Origin of the sequence: Geobacillus sp. ZGt-1, from assembly GCF_001026865.1 — a bacterium.
Classification (GTDB): Bacteria; Bacillota; Bacilli; order Bacillales; family Anoxybacillaceae; genus Geobacillus; species Geobacillus thermoleovorans.
Genome location: NZ_LDPD01000165.1, coordinates 1 through 2,857, shown reverse-complemented (window position 1 = coordinate 2,857; position 2,857 = coordinate 1). Strand labels below are relative to the sequence as shown.

Below are 2,857 nucleotides of genomic sequence, written 5' to 3'. Positions count from 1 at the left end.
CCCCTGGGCGGCGATCCACAATTTTGTACGGGATGTTCACCCCTGTCGCTCGTTCAAACGCTGACACGACCTCAAGGACGCTGTATCCCCGCCCCGTGCCGAGATTGTACGCCTCCACCCCCGTTGCCGCCAGCACCTTCTCCAACGCCTTCACATGCCCGATCGCCAAATCGACGACATGAATGTAATCGCGCACCCCTGTGCCGTCAATGGTCGGGTAATCGTTGCCAAACACGCGCAGCTCCTTCAACTTTCCAACCGCCACTTGGGTGATGTACGGCATCAAGTTGTTCGGAATGCCGTTCGGGTCTTCCCCGATCCGCCCGCTCGGATGGGCGCCGATTGGATTGAAATAGCGAAGAAGGGCGATGCTCCAAGAGGGATCGGATACATAGAGATCACGCAATATTTCTTCAATCATCCACTTCGTCCGCCCATACGGATTCATCGGACGCAACGGGAAATCCTCCGTAATCGGCACCCGATCGGGCATGCCGTACACCGTCGCGGACGAGCTGAACACGATGTTCTTCACCCCGTATTGGCGCATGACATCAAGCAACACCAATGTTCCCGTAATATTATTGTGATAATAAAGAAGGGGCACCGCCACCGATTCCCCCACCGCTTTCAACCCGGCGAAATGGATGACCGCCTCAATCGAATGCTTGGCGAAGACGGCTTCCAGCGCATCCCGTTCCAACAAATCAGCCTGGTAATACGGAAAATCCCTTTGCGCAATCTCCTGAACCCGCCGCAGCGCTTCGGGCTTGCTGTTGGCGAATGAATCAATAACGACAATATCATACCCTGCGTTCAACAATTCCACGCAAGTATGACTGCCGATATAACCCGCGCCGCCGGTGATCAAAATCGCCATATCGGTTCCCCCGTTATATGAAAATTAGTCCCTTGCCGAGGACAAATATCGCATGTACACATCTTCCATTTCCAAGAGGACATTTTCCAAACGATAAGGTTGAATGCGTTCAAACGAAGCCTGTCCCATTTCTTCCCGCAGTTTTGGATCACGGATTAACTTGATGAAGGACTCGGTTAAAGCGTGATCATCCTCTAAATCGACGACAAATCCATTGATCCCATGCTGAACCAAATCCCTTGAACCTCTGATATTCGTCACAACTAAAGGCTTTTGCGAAGCCATGGCTTCCATGACACATCGCGGCAACCCTTCCCGAAACGATAGCAACGTCACGATATCCGAGTGCGATAAAATCATCGGGATATCATGGCGAAATCCTAAAAAATGAATATGGTTTAACTCGTTTTGTTCTACATACTGTTTCAGCTCTTCCTCGTTTTCTCCTTTGCCTACAATCAAACAATGCACATTAGAGGCATGTTGCAAAATTCCCTTCCAATTTCTTAGCAGGAATAAATGGTTTTTATTGCGATTTAATTCTGCAATATAAGTTATCACTACATCACTATTTTTAATGCCCAGCTGGCCGCGAATATTTGCATCTCCCTGCACGCCGTACTGATCAATCGAGACACCGACCCCGTGAACAAAAAAGAGGGATTCGCCCTCCTTGAATCCCAACCTTTTCCCATTGTCATAATCCTCTTCGTTCATCACCACCAACCCATCCGTCCATCGCGCCGCCCACTTTTCCGCGGTATAATAGATGAGCCAGTTTTGGATCGGCGCCCCTTGATAGAAATGAAAACCATGGGCGGTATACAGCACAGGACCTTGGCCGCATTTCTTTGCCATGTACCGCACCAAAAACGACGCCACTGGCGTGTGGACATGAATGAGATCAAAACGATGGGTTTGAAACAGCCGCTTCAGTTCCCTCATCGCCCAGACATTAGACCGGTCGTATGGCGAGCGGGAAAACGGGATGTCCCAACAAATGACCCCTAATTCCTCGATTTCCTCTTTGCGCCCGTGATCTGGATTCGCAGCTGCATAGACTTCACAGCCTTTGTCTTGCAGTAGTTTGATGAACGGTTTGTGGAAGGCGGCCAAGTGAGCATACACAGTCGCAGAAAATAAAACTTTTCTTTTATGCAACGTCAATTGCTTTCACCCTGTTCTGCGTGTTACACGATGAATTCCTCAATACGTTTCGCTGGGATGTTAAATGCTGACAACGTTGGTTAACACACTTTGGCAGCCAATCGAGTGGTACTCAATCGCATGCTTTTTCACTTCTTCCAACGGATAACAATTCCGCCCATCAAACACAATCGGCGTTTTCATGTATTTTGCATACAAATCAAGCGGCAGCTGTTTAATCTCCTCCCACTCCGTCACAATCATGGCTAGGTCTGCATCTGTTAACGCTTCTTCCACCGATGAAGCATACACCACCTCATCGCCGATGATCCGTTTGGCGTTTTCCATCGCCACCGGATCATACACCACAACCGAGGCGCCTTCCCGCAATAGCTCTCGCGCAATGACAATCGAAGCGGCCTCACGCATATCATCGGTATTCGGCTTAAATGCCAACCCAAGCAGCGCCACTTTTTTCCCTCGCAAACTTCCGAAGCGGCTGCGCGCCTTTTCCACCAGCTTAAGCTGTTGTTTGTTGTTCACCTTAATGACGGCTTCCAGCAATTCAAATTGATGATCGACATCCCCCGCAATTTGCACTAACGCTTTTGTATCTTTTGGAAAACACGAACCGCCATAGCCAATTCCCGCTCGTAAGAACTGAGGACCGATCCGCGTATCAAGCCCCATGCCGTATGCGACATCCTCGACATTGGCGCCGACCTTTTCGCAAATGTTCGCAATTTCATTGATAAAACTGATTTTCGTCGCCAAAAAGGCATTAGAAGCGTATTTAATCATCTCCGCACTATGGATGATGTATAAAATTTT

The 2,857-nt window shown here is 49.1% G+C and carries 3 protein-coding genes; all 3 read right to left on the bottom strand.

Features of this window, described 5'->3' with window-relative positions:
• A partial coding sequence (galE, locus tag VU18_RS16310) for a UDP-glucose 4-epimerase GalE (protein ID WP_047758557.1) occupies window positions 1-880 on the bottom strand: 880 nt, incomplete at its 3' end.
• A gap of 24 nt (window positions 881-904) precedes the next feature.
• Window positions 905-2,047 (bottom strand): glycosyltransferase family 4 protein, encoded by a 1,143-nt coding sequence (locus VU18_RS16305; RefSeq protein WP_021321718.1) that lies wholly within the window; start codon window positions 2,045-2,047, stop codon window positions 905-907.
• A gap of 60 nt (window positions 2,048-2,107) precedes the next feature.
• A partial coding sequence (locus tag VU18_RS16300; protein ID WP_047758556.1) for a UDP-glucose/GDP-mannose dehydrogenase family protein occupies window positions 2,108-2,857 on the bottom strand: 750 nt, incomplete at its 5' end.